The sequence below is a fragment of the Streptomyces pacificus genome (assembly GCF_011766325.1).
In the GTDB taxonomy this organism is placed as follows: Bacteria; Actinomycetota; Actinomycetes; order Streptomycetales; family Streptomycetaceae; genus Streptomyces; species Streptomyces pacificus.
Window position 1 is genome coordinate 1 of sequence record NZ_BLLG01000090.1, and the last position, 299, is coordinate 299.

1 protein-coding gene is annotated in these 299 nt (G+C 68.2%); it reads right to left on the bottom strand.

All coding sequences use genetic code 11. The annotated features are described in order from the left end of the window. Window positions 1-242: hypothetical protein (locus SCWH03_RS28385; RefSeq protein WP_216854828.1), on the bottom strand; the 242-nt coding region annotated here is incomplete at its 3' end. Between the last annotated feature and the right edge of the window lie 57 nt (window positions 243-299).

A 299-nucleotide genomic window follows, 5' to 3' on the forward strand; every position in this document is an offset into this window, starting at 1 on the left:
AGGCTGTTTCCGTGGCTGGCGAGGCTGCCGATCAGCTCGTGCACGTCCTGGCCGGCCTGGTCCTCGGACGGCTCCAGCCGCCCTGAGCCCGTCACCGTCACCGTCACCGTCACCGTCACCGTCACCGTCACCGTCACCGTCACCGTCACCGTCACCGTCACCGTCACCGTCACCGTCACCGTCACCGTCACCGTCACCGTCACCGTCACCGGGAGTATCGGGTCCGTCAGGGAGTGCGTCATGAGTGCAGAGCCGTCCGGGGCAGGCAAGGTCACGGCTGATCATCTTCGCCGGGGTGC